We start from the raw sequence: 15,440 nt of genomic DNA, 5'->3' as shown, positions 1-15,440 counted from the left end.
CGCTCCTACAAGTAACCGCATATCAGCGCTGTTTCAGCCGGTCTATGACAACGGCCAGCAACAGAATCGAACCGCGAATCACATACTGGTAAAACGTGTCGATGTTCTTCAGATTCATCGCATTTTCAATAATCGCCAGAATCAGCACCCCGGCAATCACGTGCCGAATCATGCCGATCCCGCCACTCAACGACACCCCGCCCAACACGCAAGCCGAGATCACCGTCAGCTCAAAACCCTGGCCAATCATTGGCTGCCCGGAGGTCATGCGCGATGCCAGAATTACCCCGGCCAGCGCACCAATCACGCCATGCACGGCGAAGATGATGATCTTGGTCCGGTCAACGTTGACCCCGGCCAGCAACGCCGCTTCCTGATTGCCACCAATGGCCATGGTGTTGCGCCCATAAGTGGTGTAATTCAGCAGCCAGCCGAAAAACAGGAAGCAGACGATGGTGATCAGGATCGGCACCGGCACGCCAAACAACTGGCCGTTACCGAAGACGAAGAACTGCTCCTGCGACACGCCGACCGCTTTGCCGTTGGCGAAGATGTAAGCCAGACCGCGAACGATCTGCATGGTCGCCAGCGTGGTGATCAACGCATTGACCCGCAGCTTGGCAATCACGATCCCGTTGATCAGCCCGACAATCAACCCCATCACCATTGCGGCACTCACGCCGAGGAATACGCTGTCGGTGTCGCGCATCACCACCGCCGCGACCACGCCGGCACAGGCGATCACCGAGCCCACCGACAAGTCAAAGTGCCCGGACGCCAGGCAATACAACATGGTGCACGCGGCAATTCCGGTAGTGGAAATCGCTAACCCGAGGCCGCGCATGTTCAGTGGCGAAAGGAAGTTGTCGATCAGCAACGTGCAGAGCACGAAGATCCCGACCGCCGCCAGCAGCATCACCCAGTCATCGAGAAAGCGCCGCAGGTCCAAGGGCTTGCGCTGGGTCGGCAGAGCGTTGTTTTGGGTTGTCATCATAGTCACCTCTCAGTTCGCCACGCCGTCAGCGCGTTGGCGCGGCAAAGCCAGTAGCAGCAGATTGGATTCATTGGCCTCGGTGCGAGACAACTCGCCACGCATCGCGCCTTCGCAGAGCACCAGAATGCGGTCGGAAATACCCATCACTTCCATCAGGTCGCTGGACACCACAATCACCGCGATGCCGCTTTCGGCCAGGTTATGGATGATCTGGTAAATCTCGGCTTTGGCCCCGATGTCGATGCCGCGAGTCGGCTCGTCGAGCAGCAGGACTTTCATCGGCATCGACAACCACCGACCGAGAATGGCCTTCTGCTGATTGCCGCCGGACAGGTACATGATTTTCTGCGCAGCATTCGGCGTCTTGACCTTCAGCGCCTTGATCTGTTTGTCGGCATTGCCCTTTTCCCACAGGCCGCGCAACAAACACCCGAAGGTGGAGTGGGCGCCGCGTGCGCTGATGTTGATGTTCTCGGCGACACTGGCGAGCGGGATGATGCCCTCCTTCTTGCGGTCCTCGGGGCACAGCAAAATCCCGGCCGCAATTGCATCACGCGGTGAGCGCAGTTTCAGTTCATGGCCGCGTAATTCCAGGCGTCCGGCGGTGTTGCGCTCCAAGCCGCTGAGCAGACGGAACAACTCTGTGCGCCCGGCACCGACCAGTCCGAACAACCCCAGAATCTCGCCTTTGTGTGTCTCGAAACTCACTGGTTCGCGCAAGCCGGGGCCGAGTAGGCCATCGACTTTCAACGCCACCGCGCCACGCTTGCGAGGCCGATAATCGTAGATGTCCTGAATGTCGCGACCGACCATGCACGTCACCAATTGGTCGTGGGTCAGTTCGCTCATGTCCTCGAACGTGCGCACGTAGCGGCCGTCCTTGAACACCGTCACCGCGTTGCAGATGCGGAACACTTCTTCCATGCGATGGGAGACGTACAGCACCACTTTGCCTTCATCGCGCAGGCGTCCGATGATCGCCATCAAACGGTCGATCTCACGCGCCGACAGACTGCTGGTTGGTTCGTCGAACGCAATCACATGCGCGCCACGGGACAGCGCCTTGGCGATTTCCACCAGCTGCCGCTGGCCGAGGGACAGGCGCCCGACTTTTTCTTGCGGATCGATTTCATCGGCCAGGCCTTTGAGGCAAGCCAATGCCTGTTGGCGCAAAGTACCGCGATTGATCAGGCCAAAACTGGCCGGCAGGTGGCCGATAAACAGGTTCTCTGCCACGGTCATTTCGGGCACCAGGTGCAACTCTTGATGGATCACCGCGACGCGGCTGGCGATGCTGTCGGCGGTGGATTTGAATGCCATCGTCTGCTCGCCGATCTGCAGGTTGCCACTGCTGGGCGTGTAAGCGCCGCCGAGGATTTTCAGCAGTGTGGATTTGCCGGCGCCGTTCTCGCCCATCAAGGCGTGAACCTGCCCCGGGTGCGCAACGAAGCTGATGTTGTCCAACGCCTTCACGCCGGGAAAGGTCTTGCCGATCCCGTTGAAGCGCAAGCTGCCGCCAACGCTGTGTTCGTGTGTCTGTACTTGCGCGTGCATAAAACCACCTCTTCACAGGTCAGGCAGCCCCGTCGCCGGGGCCACCGCTGAAATCAACCGCGCCTCAGTTCCACAGACCGATCTTTTCCAGTTCCTGCTTGAAGTTGTCGCGCGTGATCAGCGTTACGTCGTCCATCGCGGTGAATTTCGCCGGTTCCGTGCCGGTGGTGACCCACTCGTACATCATGCTGGCGGTGTTGTAGCCCTCGATGTGGGGGCTAGGCAGCATCGAGCCGAAGAAACCGCTATTGGCTTTTTTCAGTTCGCCGATGGCGTCGGTGCCATTGATGCCGATCCCGATGACATTGGCAGCAGCGAAACCGGCGCTTTCGGTGGCGCGCACGCCGCCGAGTACGGTGTTGTCGTTCATGCCGCCGATGATCAGGTTTTTCGCCGAGCCCGGCAGTTTCACCAGCGCCGAGTTGGTGGCGTCCATGCTGCCCGGTACGTCGAGGGTTTTCAGCGCCGAGAACAGGATGTGGTCTTTGGGCATGCCGGCGTCTTCCAGCGCTTTGACCGAACCGTCAGTGCGTTTCTTGCCGGTGTCGAGTTCGTTGAAGGTGTTGATCACCGCGTAGGTGTCTTTCCATTCCCAGCCACGTTTCTTCGCTTCGGTGGCCATGGCGCTGCCTTGTTTCTGGCCGACTTCGAACGCGGCCATGCCGAGGTACGGAACGTCTTCCATGAACTTGCCGCTGGCATCGACAAAGCGGTCATCGACGGCGATCACTTTCAAACCGTTCAGCTTGGCTTTGGCCATGATCGCCGGGCCCAGGGACACGTCGGGCGGGCAGATCACGAAGCCCTTGGCACCGTTGGCGGCGAGGCTGTCGATGGCCGAGAGGGTTTTCTCACCATCCGGCACGGCGATTTTGATGAGGGTGAAGCCTTTCTCTTTCCCAGCCTTTTCGGCGAATGCCCATTCGGTCTGGAACCAGGGCTCTTCCGCTTGCTTGACCAGGAAACCGATTTTCACTTCCTCGGCCGCCAGCAGCGTACTGCTCAGGCTAACCGCGGTGACCGCCAAAGCGGCACAGCACAGGGAACGGATCCGACGACGACGATTCATAAGCTGACTCCTTGTTATTTTTTTTGAGCGTTATTTGAAAGCCGGTGTAAACGTTGGAGCTAATAGTCATATCGTATGATGATTGGCTTTCAGACGGAGTTCCGCGCCTGAAAGCCGTTTTGTTCAGTCGTGATACATCACTGAGCGCCCGCCATCGATGGTGATGCACGAGGCATTGATGAACGGTGCTTCATCACTGGCCAGGAATACGGCGGTCATGGCCACTTCAATCGGTTGACCGATGCGACGCGGTGGATGCAAATCAAACGCGCGCTGGCGCTCGGCCTGCGGGTTGGCAAAACCGTTCCAGTAATCCACGTTCAATTGGGTTTCGATGTAGCCCGGTGCGATGGCGTTGACTCGAATGCCCTTCGGCGCATATTCGATGCCGAGTGCGCGGGTCAGGCCGAGCAAACCGTGCTTGGCCACCGGGTATGGGAAGCAGCCCGGGATGATGTGGGTGGAATGGGTCGAAGCGATGTTGATGATGCTGCCGATGCCCTGCTCGATCATTTGTGGCAATACCGCCTTGCAACCGTACCAGGCGCCGTCGAGGTCGATGGCGAAGCAGCGATGCCAGTCTTCTTCGGTCATTTCCAGTGGGTCTCGGAACACATTGACCCCGGCGCAGTTGACCAGTACGTCGATCCGGCCGTGCAGGTCAATCGCCAGTCTGGCCATGGCGTGCAGGTCTTGCTGGCGCGATACGTCAGCCTTGATCGCCACCACATCGGCGCCTTGTTCGCGCCAATGTGTCGCGACTTTCTCGACTTTTTCAGCCTGGATGTCGCTGATGATCAACTTGGCCTGCTGGGCCGCGAACGTCGCAACGATGGCCTCACCGATGCCTTGAGCGGCACCGGTCAGCAGCACCACTTTGTTTTTCAGGCGCTCGCCCTTGGGCGGTTCGGCCACCGGTGGCAAGGAAAGAGATTCAGCCATGAATCAACGCTCCTTTTTGCCGGCACAACAAAAACCGGGCATCTGTCGATGTCCGGTCAAAAGACTGTTTGGAAAATCGCTGCATCACTTCACCTGTTTTGTTTTTTTAAGTGTGAGTGCGTGTAACTGATGGCCGACTATAAACCCGCCCACCAAACAATCTCAATATATAATTTTACATCCCATATTTTGGGATTCAACCAGCAAAACGTACGCATGGCTTTCCGGCCACATCCACTCGAATCGATAACACCGCACCATCCAGCGGATGGTTGAGCGGACTCGCAGCGCTGGTGATGTACAGAGTTTTCAGGTCTTCGCCGCCGAATACGCAACTGGTGGGACGGCTGATGGGCAGTTCGATGATTCGATCAACATGACCGTCCGGGGTCAGCCGGAGTAAACAGCTGCCATCCCAGCGGGCGTTCCAAATGTAACCTTCGGCGTCCATGGCCGAGCCATCGGGAACCCCACGCTTATCGGGACCGAACCAGACATAAGCGGTGTCCAGATTGCCGTCGGCACGGATGAAATACCGGTACAGCGTGGCGTCGAGGCTGTCAGCGAAAAACAGCGTCGTTGCGTCTTCGCTCCATAGCAACGTATTGGGAACCCCCAGCCCACGTAGTAGTGGCGTCACCCGCGCATCACGGTCGATACGAAACAGGCCGCCGGAGCGACGGGTGACAGGCTGGTCTTCACCGTTTTCGCCGATGTTGTTTTGCATGGTGCCGAGCCAGAGCCGGCCCTGCGCATCGCAACGGGCCTCATTGGGGCGATTGCCGGGTTGCGGGTCGGCCACGCAGAGCAGGGTCAGGCGCGGTTCAAGGCCCGGTGAGTCGAGGTCCAGCCGATAGACGCCACTGCTCAACGCGACCAACGCGTCGCCGCTTTCGCAGGGGATGAATGCGGAGATATGTTCCGGCATTTCCCAGATCTCGACGTTGGCGCCGATCAGCCGAAGCGCTTGTTTGCCGGCGATATCAACCCAGTACAGCGCCTGCGTCGGCACGTCCCAGAAAGGGCCTTCGCCAAGCCGCGCGCGGTGCTGGGTCAACGCATTCAACGTCATGAAACCTCCTGCCTTGTTCTTGTTTTTATTTGTGGGAGCGGGTTTGCTTGCGATAACGGTGGATCAGGCAACAATGATGTCGGATGACAAACCGCTATCGCGAGCAAGCTCGGCTCCTACAAGGGATTTGTGGGGTCAGCCGGCTTTTTTGTCGGCCATGACTTGCGGGTAGAAACGCTTGATCGCCAGGTCCGCGTTATCGATCAGGGTCATGCAGGCCCATACCCCACGCGCGGAGTCGCGGGCGGCGATGGCGTTGGCCATGTCTTTGTGAATCGGCAGCGTACGGCGCAGTTCGTCAGGATCGGCCGCAGAGACTTCGAACGACACCGCTAGCAGCGCGCCTAGGGCCGGGACCATTTGCTCAATGAATTGATTGTGGCTGGCGGCAAGGATGCACTCGTGGAAAATCTGGTCCGCGCGGTTGTAATCGACACCGCTTTCCACTGCCCGCTCCAGCGCGTTGTAGGCCAGAAGCACCGCCTGCACTTGCTCGACCGTCGCCCGCTCACAGGCCCAGCGCACGGCCATGGGTTCGATGGTGCGGCGCAGATCTAGCAAATCGTCGACGAAGTTTTCCGGCAAACCACTGCGTGACAACCAGCCGACGACTTGTGGATCGAAGAGGTTCCAGCGGCGCACTGGTAACACCCGCGTGCCGACTTTCGGCCCGACTTCGAGCATGCCTTTGGCGACCAGGGTTTTGATGGCTTCGCGGATGACCGTGCGACTGACACCGAGCTGCTCGCCCAGATCGGCTTCGACCTTGAGCGTTTCGCCGGGCTTCACTTGGCCTGCGGCAATCCAGCAACCCAGCCAATCAACGGTCGATGCATGAAAACTGCTGGACATGGAAACCTCGAAGCAGGGACGGCAAAAAGCCGTTCGCGATGGAGGCTTACGCTAATCATCATATGATTGGGTGTCAATTGGATTTTATAAGATTCAGCGACAGTCACATACCACTGTAGGAGCGGCGGTGCGACGATTCGACTTGCCCGCGAAAGCGGTGTAACAGGCAACATTGAAGTTGAATGTTAACCCCCCTTCGCGGGCAAGCCCGCTCCTACAGTGTTTTGTATTAAGGTTCGAGGCCGATGGGGAAGAACTCGCCACCGCTCCACACGCCAAGCCAGCGTTGCCCGGCGATTTCACGGGTCACTGCCAGTTCCACCAGTTGGTAGAACACGTTTCGATGGATCAGTGCTTCGAGGTTGGTGCGCACGTGAACATAGGGCGCGGGCTCTTGGGTGACAGGGTCGATCACCACGCGTATCGGGTGCTCTGCGCCCGCCTCGCTGGTTTCATCAACGTTGGTGGTGAACCGCAGGAGCTGAGCTTCGCCCTCGCCTTCCACATCCACGGCGATCGCCACAAACGGTGCATCATCGACCTTGATCCCGACCTTCTCGACCGGCGTGATCAGGAAATAGTCATCGCCATCGTGGCGAATGATGGTGGAGAACAGTTTGACCATCGGCTTGCGCCCGATCGGCGTGCCCAGGTAATACCAGGTGCCGTCGCGGGCGATGCGCATATCGATGTCGCCACAGAAATCAGGGTTCCACAGGTGAACCGGCGGCAAGCCTTTGGTTTTGGGGATCTGCCCCAACAAATCGTTGGCTTTTTGCGGGTCACTCATGGCGTACTCCTTGAATTTACTGGTCGCTGATCCCGATCAGGCTGCGCGCGTATTGCTGCAGCGGCGGGCCAATCAGGTCTTCTGGCCTGTTGTCGTGGAACGTCAGTAAACCGCCACGACTCTTGATGGTTGCAGTATCAATCAAATACTGGGTGTTGGTCTCGATCAACATGATTTGAATCACGCCGCTGTCGATACCGAGGCGATCCACGTATTCCTGATCGATCCAGTCATCCATGTTGCCGATGCGGTCGTCAGCGTTGGCAAACCGGGTGTAAAGCAGGTAATGGGCTCCGGCGGCGCGGGCTTCAGCCATGGCTCGGTCGATACCTTCGGGTGTGCGGGCGCGGCGTACCATCGGGAAGTATTCGATAAAGCCGTTGAAGGCCACTTCGGCCACCGCGTTAGGGCGCGGATAGACACTGCCCGGTGGCGCGAACGGACCTTGGGCGATGTAGATGAACGAGTCCGGCTGAATGCGCAGGTTGTTTACCCGACGGCTGTTGCTGTGATCCAGCAGTCCCACGTCGCTCATCTGGTAGCGAGTCTCTTCCGCCATGTCGCTGACATTCATGCAGCCACCCAGCGCCAAAACGGTCAGCAGCAAAACCAGACTACGCATCCTACCCTCCAGAGGCCGGTGACGGAAAACCGGCGAATGGCCATGGGATGCAGCTTCCGCGCCAGCTCGGGAGAAGCACACCCTTGTAGCCGCTGGCGAAGCCTGCGTTCGACTCGGGCCGCGATCGGACGCAGCGGTCGCGGGATCAGGCGATGCGGTGTTCCAGATATATTTTGATTACAGGATTTACGGCGGCTTCGCAGCCGGACGCAGCCTTCGGCAGCTGCTATGTATGGACTCGCCCCCACTTTCAACCCGCTTTTGAACACTGCTACCCGGTTGCATCTATGTATAAGGCCTATTCGAGGAAGCCTTCATCGGCTTCTGGCCAACATTGGGTGAGCTCGCGGTATGCCTATTACATTTAGGCCTCAAGGGCCGGTAGCAGCTCAGGCATCTATCCGCGACGGTCTGACCTGGGGTCAATGTTCTTCAGCAAGGGTTGAGGCGGCTCAGCGCCCTGGTGGCAGAACTCTGTCAATGACTCTTGATCAGCCCCTCATCACGGCCTCTGACCAGTGGCCGGTTGGCGATGATAGGTCTGCTCGTTTTGCAGCAGCACCCACATGATGCGCAGGTTGCGGTTGGCCAACCGCACCGCCGCGCCTTTTTGACCGTGACGGCTCAACCAGCGTCGCAGGCGCTGGTCATCTGGATGTTCCGAATCTGGCCGCACCTGCCTCAATACAGAGTGCGCACCTTGAATCGCCAAGCTGCGCAGATAGGCATCACCGCGCTTGCACATATTGCCCAGTCGAATCTTTTGCCCGCTGCTGCGCTGTTCGGGCACCGTGCCGAAATAGGCGGCGAACTGGCGCGCGTTGGCAAAGCGTTCAGGCTCAGTCTGTTTGGCTAGCATCGCCGTGGAGAAGATCGGGCCGACACCCCGTATCGTCATCAACCGTTTCGCCGTCTCGTCCGCGCGAGCACTGGCTTCCAGGCGCCCCGTCAGCACGTTGATGTGTTCGCCCAGTTGGCCCCACTCAGCCAGTATTTCGTCGATCAGCTCGCGCAACATATCCGGCAGCGGCTGGCTGGGGTCTTCCAGTACCCGTGGCACATCTCGGCTGAGGGCCATCTCGCCCTGCGCCAAGGCAATGCCGTGTTCCAGCAGCAAGCCACGCATCTGGTTACCCAAGGCCGTGTGCCGTCGCACGCACCCCTGCCGGACGCGGTGCAGCGCTTGCATCGCTAACGCCGACTCACTCTTGACCGGTACGGCTGCAATTTTTTGGTCTCGGCCTGCACGTAATATCGCCAGCACATCGTTGCGGTCATTCTTCGCTCCGCTACGGTGTTCGGCCACACGTTGTGCAGGCAGTATCCGCACTGGATTGCCTTGCGCCTGTAACAGCCGTGCCCACGCTTGCGCGCCCGGCCCGGTCTCCATCAGTACCGTCACATCCGCCGACAACTGGCGCAGGAACACGTGAAAAGCTTCACGAGACTTGATCCGTTGCTCGTGGACCACCTGGCCAAGGGAATTTTCCCCCGCGACCTGAAACACATTCTTCGCAAGATCCACCGCTACTGTCGTGCACGCCGCAAGATTGGCTGGCGACAAGGATTTGTTTATCGTCGTATGCTTGCTCATGGCCTCGCCCTCGCTGTCGTTGGCTTTCATAGAATGCCACCGTGGCGCGAAGACGCCTCGGCTTGGGCGAGTCCATTCAATTACAGGAGAGCGTGCTCAGCCGCCAATAATCTTCATGACCGTCGCACCACCCGAAAACGCCACTTCCTGCTTGTCACCCAAGGCCTTCACCAGCAGCCGCTGCAAAGCAGGCAGCGCTTGATGGCGAGGCTTGTCCAACAAGTCGCCGACGTAATGGCGATTGCTCGATGACAGGCAGCCATGCAGCCAACCCGTGGATGAAAGGCGCAAACGTGAGCAAGTTCGGCAGAACGGAACGCTTTCGTTGGCGATCACGCCGAAGTGCCCCAGCCCTGGAACTTCATAACGTACCGCAGTGGCATCGACCGGCGCATCGGCTTGCAGGTATTCATAGCGCTCGCCAATCAGGCTCAGCAACTGCTGGAGGCTGACGAACTGTTGCAGGAAAGCATTGGAGTCGGTGGCCAGGTGGCCCATGCGCATCAGCTCGATGAAGCGTAATTCATAGCCGCGCTCCAGACAGTAATCGAGCAGCGGCATCACCTGATCAAGGTTCTGTCCGCGCAATGGCACCATGTTGACCTTGATCTTGATGCCCGCTGCGCTGGCCTGATCCATACCGTCAAGTACGGTCGCCAGATCACCGCCGCGCGCAATGCTGCGAAAAGCGCTAGCGTCCAGGGTGTCGAGGGAAACGTTGATACGACGAATGCCGGCATCTACCAGCAACGGCAGCTTTTTCGCCAGCAATTGACCATTGGTGGTCAGGCTGATGTCTTGCAGGCCCATCTGACCAACGGCGGTCATGAAGGCTTCGAGTTTGGGGCTGACCAGCGGCTCGCCACCGGTGATGCGCAAACGCTCGATGCCTGCCGCTTCGATCAAATACGCCACGCCGCGCGCCATGGCCTCGGCCGACAACTCATCCTGCGCAGCCACCAGCCGCTTGCCGTTAGGCACGCAGTAGGTACAAGCGTAGTTGCAGGCTGAAGTCAGACTGATCCGCAAATTGCGAAAACGCCTGCCTTGACGGTCAACGATCATGGATCACTCCGGCGATGGGAAATTGGAACACGCAAAACTTGACTCACAATTCAAGTTTTAGCAAGTCCCATGCCTGAGTATATTCCTGCGGTACTGCGCCATATAGCTAAATCATGGCGCAATCAGGCAGCTGAATGATTCAGCTGCTCGGGGTGTCGCTATCGCGCTTGCGCTTGTTGCCCATGCGCACGCCGATGTCCATCAGGAACTGAAAGAAGCCTTCCTGATCTTCCAGCACATTGCTCCAGAACGGCGAGTGATACAGCGCCACGGCGCCATGCACCAGCGCCCAGGATGCGCAGTAATGAAAGTAAGGCGGCACGTCTTCGAGCTTGCCTTCGCTGATACGGCCTTTGATCAGCAGGGTCAGGCGCTCAAAGTTGGAGGCGCGGATCTTGTGCAGCTCCTCGACCATCTCCGGCACTTGATTGCCCTTGACCACCTTCTCTTCCAGTCGGTCGAACAAACGATAGCGTTGCGGATCGCGCATGCGGAATTCGAAGTAAGCCCGGGACAGCGCTTCCTTGTCCTTGTCGACATCGGCCGAATGCAACAGCTCGTTCAAATCACGCTCGTAATCGAGCATCAGGCGCAGATAAATCTCCGCCTTGGATTTGAAGTGCTTGTAGATCGTGCCTTTGCCGATACCGACGGCATCAGCAATCATCTCGACGGTGACACTGTCTTCACCTTGGTCGAGGAACAGCTTGAGCGCGGTATCGAGAATTTCTTGCTCGCGGCGACGAAACTCACGGACCTTACGAGGTTCTTTATGCATAAGAAAAGGTCTGTTGGGGGTCAAAATTCGAAGCCGCGTATTATGCCTAACTTACGCAAAAATGCACGGATCATCCGACCATATCTGTGTTTCGTGATGATTTCCAGCAGGGTCGCCCACTGATGAGAACTCTTCCGAAGCGGCCGTATTCCAAAATTGTTTAAAAATCGCGACCGGTAAACTGGACGAGGCGCAATAGTGATCAATACTTGAACTGTCGGCGAGACATCTCCCCCAAGTGTTTCGCCGATATTGGTACCAACGGACCGCGTGCCATTGTTTTACTCCTAATGGTCTTAACCCGGATTCACCCCCCAGAACCCGGGTTTTTTTTGCCTGCGATTTAACCTTTCACATGCGCCAGCGGGAACAGCCGCTTGAAGTTCTCAGTGGTCTGCTCGGCAAATCGCTCGTAGGGCTCACCTCGCAACATTGACAGAAACTCCGCTACTTCACGCACGTACTGCGGCAGATTAGGCTTGCCGCGATACGGGATCGGCGCGAGGTACGGTGAGTCGGTTTCCACCAACAAACGGTCGGCCGGCACCTTGCTGGCCACATCGCGCAATGCATCGGCATTGCGAAAAGTGACAATACCGGACAAGGAAATGTAATAGCCCATGTCCAAGGCAGCCTTGGCCATGTCCCAGTCTTCGGTAAAGCAATGCAGTACACCGGCCTGAGGCAGTGCCGCTTCACGCAACAAGCTCAGGGTATCGGCCCGGGCACCACGGGTGTGGATGATGACTGGCTTGCCAGTCTGCCGGGCCGCTTGCAGGTGCAGGCGAAACGACTCCTGCTGCAACTCTGCCGCTTGCGGTTCGTAGTGATAATCCAGACCGGTTTCACCAATCGCGACCACACGGGGGTGATTGAGCTCGCGCAATAGCCAATCCAGCGCGGGCGCAGCGCCCGGTTGCACATCCAGCGGATGCACGCCGACCGAACAGTCGACGTCGTCATAACGTTCGGCCAGGGCTTTGACGTCGGCGGCGTTGTCGACGCTGACGCCGATGCACAGGAAGTGCCCTACCCCGCGCTGACGAGCCGCATCGAGTGCTGCATCCAGAGAGCCGTCGTGGGCGGCGAGGTCGAGGCGATCAAGGTGACAATGGGAATCTACGAGCATAAAAGGGCTGCAACTTACATCGTATGAGTGGGACGGTCGGACTTGAGGGCTCCGGCCAGGTGGGTGCCGATGCACAGAGTCTAGGTGCAGACGGTCACTTCTGGGTAGGCAAGGACGCCCATTGCACCAGCAGCGCTTCCAGCAATAACACCCGGTTCAGGTTCGCCTTGCTCATCACTTTCTGGCGCTGGGCGAGGATCCAGTCCTGAATACCGAGGACTTTGTCCTGACTGGTTTTCTGCGCCAGGTACTGAACCACCTTGCGCATGTCCGCCAGCCCGAGGCCTTCTTCATCCTGAGTCAATTGATAACGCAGAATCAGGCTCGACCAGTCACAAAACCAGTCGAACAACAGCAATAGCGGGATCGCATTCCAGCCTTCGGCCAGTTGCGTCGGCGATTGTTGCTGCTTGAGCAACTTTTTCACCCCATCGACCACCAGTGCCCGCTGCTCGCGCACGCCTTGGGCTTGCAGGGTGACCGCAGCCAATGGTGAACCGGCGGCCAGGGTCAGCAGTTCGATACGTTCTTCTTCCGCGCAGTCCGGCAAGGCTTTGGCCAGCCAGGCAAGGCTCATCGCCTCGCTTGGCAAAGGGCAGGCTTGCTGGACGCAACGGCTTTTGATGGTCGGCAACAGTCGACTGGTCTGGTGGCTGACCAACAGCAAAACGGTATCGCCCGACGGCTCTTCAAGGCTTTTGAGCAAGGCGTTGGCAGCGTTGACATTCATCGACTCGACCGGCTCGATCAGCACCACTTTGCGCCCGCCCATCTGCGAAGTCTGCACCACGAAGCTGACCAACTCGCGCACCTGATCGACCTTGATCGCCTTGTCGGCTTCTTCCGGTTCCAGGATGTAATTGTCGGGATGGCTGCCAGCCTTCAGTAGCAGACAGGATTTGCATTCACCGCAAGCGTCCTGCGCGGTCGGGCGCTGGCACAGCAAACTGGCCATCAACCGTTCGGCCAGCGCGCGCTTGCCGATCCCGGCCGGGCCATGCAGCAGATAGGCATGAGCGTGTTGCTTACGACCGGCCAACTGCTGCCAGAGACTGTCTTGCCACGGATAGGCTTCAGCCACGTGTCAACTCCAGCAGACGCGGCAGCAGAACGTCCAGAGACTGCTGAACCTGCGCCAGTGGCTGGGCCGCATCGACCAGTACATACCGCGCAGGGTCCGCTTCAGCGCGCTTGAGAAATGCACTTCGCACCGCATCAAAAAAGGTTCGGCCTTCGAGTTCAAAACGGTCCAGTCGACCGCGAGCGCTGGCACGGGCCAGGCCCACTTCCACCGGCAGGTCGAAGATCAGCGTCAGGTCCGGGCGCAGATCGCCCTGGACGAAAGTTTCCAGGGTCGCGATGCGCTCCAGCGACAAACCGCGACCGCCGCCCTGATAGGCGTAGGTAGAATCCGTAAAGCGATCACACAGGACCACCGCACCACGGGCCAGCGCCGGGCGAATCACTTCGGCCAGGTGTTGGGCCCGCGCGGCGAATACCAGCAACAATTCGGTGTCGGGGTTCATGGCTTCATCAGCTGGCGCCAGCAGCACGTCGCGAATCCGCTCGGCCAACGGCGTACCGCCCGGTTCGCGGGTCAGCACCACTTCGATACCGGCAGCGCGCAGGCGCTCGGACAGGTATTCGCGATTGGTGCTTTTGCCGGCACCTTCCGGGCCTTCCAGGGTAATAAACAAGCCAGTCACGGGCAGTCCTTAGTCAGAATTATTGCGGGCTTTGCGGAGCGGCTACATCCGGCGCGAGCTCAGGTGCAAGTTCAGGCGTCGGTGCAGGAGCCGCTTCAGGTGTAGGCGCAGGAGCCGGTTCAGGAGCCGGTTCTTGCGGCGCCACGGATGGCAAAGCCTCGGGATCGGGACCCGGCGAAGCCGCCGGAATCGGCGCCTCGGTGTCCAGCGATTCGCCATTCGCCGTCTCTGGCGCAGGGATCGGCGCCGGGCTGGAACGATAGTCGACTCGACGCCTGATCTGGAACTCGCGCACCGCGTTGTTGTGAGCATCCAGATCATCTGAGAACACATGGCTGCCATCGCCACGCGCGACGAAATACAGGCTGTTGCCGGCCACCGGGTTCAACGCGGCATGGATGGCTTCGCGACCGACCATGGCAATCGGCGTCGGCGGCAGGCCCGAGATCACATAAGTGTTGTACGGGGTCGCTTCCCTGAGGTGGGCCCGGGTCAATTTACCGCTATAGCGATCACCAAGACCGTAGATCACCGTCGGGTCGGTCTGCAGCAACATGCCGATCGCCATGCGTCGAACGAAGACGCCAGCAATCTGCCCGCGCTCCTGCGGCACGCCGGTTTCCTTTTCCACCAGCGAGGCCATGATCAGCGCCTGATAGGGCTCGGTGTATGGCACGTCAACAGCGCGCTGATCCCACTCTTTGGCGAGGACCTCGTCGAGGCGGTCATAGGCTTTTTTCAGCAGATCGACGTCGGTCATGCCACGCACAAACCGATAGGTGTCGGGGAAGAAGCGACCTTCCGGAAAGATCCCGCGGTGACCGAGCTTCTCCATCACCTGACTGTCACTCAACCCGTCGATGGTCTGCTCGAGTTTTTCGTCTCTGGCCAGGGCTGCGCGAACCTGACGGAAATTCCAGCCCTCGACCAGGGTCAGGCTGTATTGAACCATTTCGCCGCGTTTCCACAGCTCGATCAGCCCCTCAACCGTCATGCCCGGAATCATGCGGTACTCGCCGCTGTGCAACGGTTGTTTGGGGAGATTGAAGCGCCAGTAAACGCGCAGCCAGAACGCATCCTTGATGACGCCCTTGGCTTCGAGTCGATAGAAGGTGCGGGTTGGCGTCGTGCCCTTGGGCACCTCCAGCAGTTCTTCCTGGGTGATGTTCAGCGGCTGTTCCAGCGCCGAATGGATTTTCCAGGCAGAAGCGCCCAGACACAGCCCCGCCAGAACCAATCCGGTTTCCAGCAGCAGCAAGAATTTACGTCTCAC

Annotated in this window: 15 protein-coding genes; all 15 read right to left on the bottom strand. The window is 58.9% G+C overall.

The genetic code is table 11. The features are described 5' to 3' along the window. Positions 1 to 22: 22 nt before the first annotated feature. The 15 genes from araH to mltG all read right to left on the bottom strand — a co-directional run bounded on the left by araH (position 23) and on the right by mltG (position 15,440). Positions 23 to 991 carry an L-arabinose ABC transporter permease AraH gene (araH, locus tag ACWGZX_RS22155; RefSeq protein WP_452629049.1) on the bottom strand — a complete coding sequence of 323 codons (969 nt, stop codon included), beginning with the start codon at positions 989 to 991 and terminating at the stop codon, positions 23 to 25. 12 nt (positions 992 to 1,003) lie between these two features. Next, positions 1,004 to 2,548 carry an L-arabinose ABC transporter ATP-binding protein AraG gene (araG, locus tag ACWGZX_RS22150; RefSeq protein ID WP_452625435.1) on the bottom strand — a complete coding sequence of 515 codons (1,545 nt, stop codon included), beginning with the start codon at positions 2,546 to 2,548 and terminating at the stop codon, positions 1,004 to 1,006. A gap of 64 nt (positions 2,549 to 2,612) precedes the next feature. Further along, the gene (locus tag ACWGZX_RS22145; protein WP_452625434.1) at positions 2,613 to 3,617 is read right to left on the bottom strand and encodes a substrate-binding domain-containing protein; all 1,005 of its coding nucleotides are present in this window, start codon (positions 3,615 to 3,617) and stop codon (positions 2,613 to 2,615) included. Between the two features lie 123 nt (positions 3,618 to 3,740). Then, a complete protein-coding gene (locus ACWGZX_RS22140) occupies positions 3,741 to 4,559 on the bottom strand; it encodes an SDR family oxidoreductase (protein WP_452625433.1) in 819 nt (272 codons plus the stop codon). Positions 4,560 to 4,755: 196 nt separating this feature from the next. Beyond that, positions 4,756 to 5,631 carry an SMP-30/gluconolactonase/LRE family protein gene (locus ACWGZX_RS22135; RefSeq protein WP_452625432.1) on the bottom strand — a complete coding sequence of 292 codons (876 nt, stop codon included), beginning with the start codon at positions 5,629 to 5,631 and terminating at the stop codon, positions 4,756 to 4,758. 135 nt (positions 5,632 to 5,766) lie between these two features. Further along, the gene (locus ACWGZX_RS22130; RefSeq protein WP_452625431.1) at positions 5,767 to 6,483 is read right to left on the bottom strand and encodes a FadR/GntR family transcriptional regulator; all 717 of its coding nucleotides are present in this window, start codon (positions 6,481 to 6,483) and stop codon (positions 5,767 to 5,769) included. 229 nt (positions 6,484 to 6,712) lie between these two features. Continuing rightward, positions 6,713 to 7,273: a DUF1285 domain-containing protein gene (locus ACWGZX_RS22125; protein WP_452625430.1), complete on the bottom strand. Its 561-nt coding sequence runs from the start codon at positions 7,271 to 7,273 to the stop codon at positions 6,713 to 6,715. 16 nt (positions 7,274 to 7,289) lie between these two features. Continuing rightward, positions 7,290 to 7,895: a DUF4823 domain-containing protein gene (locus ACWGZX_RS22120; RefSeq protein ID WP_452625429.1), complete on the bottom strand. Its 606-nt coding sequence runs from the start codon at positions 7,893 to 7,895 to the stop codon at positions 7,290 to 7,292. Positions 7,896 to 8,397: 502 nt separating this feature from the next. Next, positions 8,398 to 9,489: an IS110 family transposase gene (locus ACWGZX_RS22115; protein ID WP_452629048.1), complete on the bottom strand. Its 1,092-nt coding sequence runs from the start codon at positions 9,487 to 9,489 to the stop codon at positions 8,398 to 8,400. 96 nt (positions 9,490 to 9,585) lie between these two features. Next, positions 9,586 to 10,554, bottom strand: a complete 969-nt coding sequence (locus ACWGZX_RS22110; RefSeq protein WP_452625428.1) for a GTP 3',8-cyclase MoaA — start codon at positions 10,552 to 10,554, stop codon at positions 9,586 to 9,588. Positions 10,555 to 10,693: 139 nt separating this feature from the next. Further along, the gene (locus tag ACWGZX_RS22105; protein ID WP_007945721.1) at positions 10,694 to 11,332 is read right to left on the bottom strand and encodes a TetR/AcrR family transcriptional regulator; all 639 of its coding nucleotides are present in this window, start codon (positions 11,330 to 11,332) and stop codon (positions 10,694 to 10,696) included. A 343-nt stretch (positions 11,333 to 11,675) separates the two neighbouring features. Beyond that, positions 11,676 to 12,461: a TatD family hydrolase gene (locus ACWGZX_RS22100; RefSeq protein ID WP_452625427.1), complete on the bottom strand. Its 786-nt coding sequence runs from the start codon at positions 12,459 to 12,461 to the stop codon at positions 11,676 to 11,678. A 94-nt stretch (positions 12,462 to 12,555) separates the two neighbouring features. Beyond that, on the bottom strand, positions 12,556 to 13,542 hold the full coding sequence (locus tag ACWGZX_RS22095; RefSeq protein WP_223518989.1) for a DNA polymerase III subunit delta': 987 nt from the start codon (positions 13,540 to 13,542) through the stop codon (positions 12,556 to 12,558). Then, complete coding sequence (gene tmk / locus ACWGZX_RS22090) at positions 13,535 to 14,167, bottom strand: dTMP kinase (RefSeq protein ID WP_452625426.1); 633 nt, start codon at positions 14,165 to 14,167, stop codon at positions 13,535 to 13,537. The genes ACWGZX_RS22095 and tmk overlap by 8 nt, the downstream gene beginning before the upstream one ends. A 19-nt stretch (positions 14,168 to 14,186) precedes the next feature. Next, a complete protein-coding gene (mltG, locus tag ACWGZX_RS22085; protein ID WP_452625425.1) occupies positions 14,187 to 15,440 on the bottom strand; it encodes an endolytic transglycosylase MltG in 1,254 nt (417 codons plus the stop codon).

It is taken from the genome of Pseudomonas sp. CLCA07, from assembly GCF_053615335.1.
This window is presented reverse-complemented; position numbering and strand designations above follow the sequence as displayed.

What these genes read in the sequence shown, in the direction of transcription:
- ACWGZX_RS22130 (WP_452625431.1), bottom strand. Translation starts at nt 6,483, where the DNA reads ATGTCCAGCAGTTTTCATGCATCGACCGTTGATTGGCTGGGTTGCTGG.
- ACWGZX_RS22105 (WP_007945721.1), bottom strand. Translation starts at nt 11,332, where the DNA reads ATGCATAAAGAACCTCGTAAGGTCCGTGAGTTTCGTCGCCGCGAGCAA.
- ACWGZX_RS22135 (WP_452625432.1), bottom strand. Translation starts at nt 5,631, where the DNA reads ATGACGTTGAATGCGTTGACCCAGCACCGCGCGCGGCTTGGCGAAGGC.
- ACWGZX_RS22120 (WP_452625429.1), bottom strand. Translation starts at nt 7,895, where the DNA reads ATGCGTAGTCTGGTTTTGCTGCTGACCGTTTTGGCGCTGGGTGGCTGC.
- ACWGZX_RS22100 (WP_452625427.1), bottom strand. Translation starts at nt 12,461, where the DNA reads ATGCTCGTAGATTCCCATTGTCACCTTGATCGCCTCGACCTCGCCGCC.
- ACWGZX_RS22145 (WP_452625434.1), bottom strand. Translation starts at nt 3,617, where the DNA reads ATGAATCGTCGTCGTCGGATCCGTTCCCTGTGCTGTGCCGCTTTGGCG.
- araG (WP_452625435.1), bottom strand. Translation starts at nt 2,548, where the DNA reads ATGCACGCGCAAGTACAGACACACGAACACAGCGTTGGCGGCAGCTTG.
- ACWGZX_RS22125 (WP_452625430.1), bottom strand. Translation starts at nt 7,273, where the DNA reads ATGAGTGACCCGCAAAAAGCCAACGATTTGTTGGGGCAGATCCCCAAA.
- araH (WP_452629049.1), bottom strand. Translation starts at nt 991, where the DNA reads ATGACAACCCAAAACAACGCTCTGCCGACCCAGCGCAAGCCCTTGGAC.
- ACWGZX_RS22140 (WP_452625433.1), bottom strand. Translation starts at nt 4,559, where the DNA reads ATGGCTGAATCTCTTTCCTTGCCACCGGTGGCCGAACCGCCCAAGGGC.
- ACWGZX_RS22110 (WP_452625428.1), bottom strand. Translation starts at nt 10,554, where the DNA reads ATGATCGTTGACCGTCAAGGCAGGCGTTTTCGCAATTTGCGGATCAGT.
- ACWGZX_RS22115 (WP_452629048.1), bottom strand. Translation starts at nt 9,489, where the DNA reads ATGAGCAAGCATACGACGATAAACAAATCCTTGTCGCCAGCCAATCTT.